General features: G+C 75.6%; 2 protein-coding genes. Both read right to left on the bottom strand.

The features are described from left to right. Positions 1 to 66: 66 nt before the first annotated feature. Positions 67 to 354: an antibiotic biosynthesis monooxygenase family protein gene (locus tag BI06_RS49960; RefSeq protein ID WP_043476641.1), complete on the bottom strand. Its 288-nt coding sequence runs from the start codon at positions 352 to 354 to the stop codon at positions 67 to 69. Between the two features lie 62 nt (positions 355 to 416). Beyond that, positions 417 to 685, bottom strand: a 269-nt coding sequence (locus BI06_RS54335; protein WP_043476638.1) for a zinc-binding dehydrogenase, incomplete at its 5' end; no start/stop codon positions are given.

The raw sequence follows: 685 nt of genomic DNA, 5'->3' as shown, positions 1-685 counted from the left end.
CCGGTACCGCGGCTGCCCCGCCGTACGGCACGGGCGGTCGGCCTCCCGTGCCGGTGCACCTTCCTCTCACAGTGCGGCGTAGGCCTCGGCCTGGCGGTCGATCAGGTGCGGGCTGATTCCGGCGAGGGCCAGTCGCCGGTATGCGGGGCTCTCGCGGTGGGCGACCAGCGCCTGCTCGTCCTCGTACTCGGCGAAGACGACGAATGCGGACCCGTCGCGCAGGGAGCGGACCGCCCGGAAGGAGAGCACGCCGGGCTCGGTCAGCGCCGCCTCGGTGAGGGCGGGGAGCAGGTCGGCGACCCGTTGCTCGGCGCCGGTGTCGGCGAGCCAGTCGCTGATCACGACGAGGGGCACGGCAGGTCCTTCCGGGTGGTACGGGGCGGCTCCGGAGCCCGGGCGGGCCCCCGGTGTCGGGTTCAGGGGACGGTGACGACGATCTTGCCGCGGGTGTGGCCGGCGGCGTTGAGTCGTTGGGCTTCGGCCGCCCGCTCCAGCGGGAACGTCGCCGCGACCTCGACGGTGAGCCGGCCGCTCTCGGCGAGCTCGGTCAGGGCGGTGAGGTCGGCGGCGTCGGGGCGTACGAAGACGTAGTGGCCGCCGAGCGCGAGGACGGCGCCGTCGGCGACCGAGGCGAGGCGGCCGCCGCCGGTGAGCAGGGCCGGCGAGATCCGGAGGGCTTCGCCGC

The sequence above is a fragment of the Kitasatospora sp. MBT66 genome, assembly GCF_000710405.2.
Classification (GTDB): Bacteria; Actinomycetota; Actinomycetes; order Streptomycetales; family Streptomycetaceae; genus Kitasatospora; species Kitasatospora purpeofusca.
Note: the sequence above shows the minus strand (reverse complement) of the source record. Positions and strands in the feature narration are given on the sequence as shown.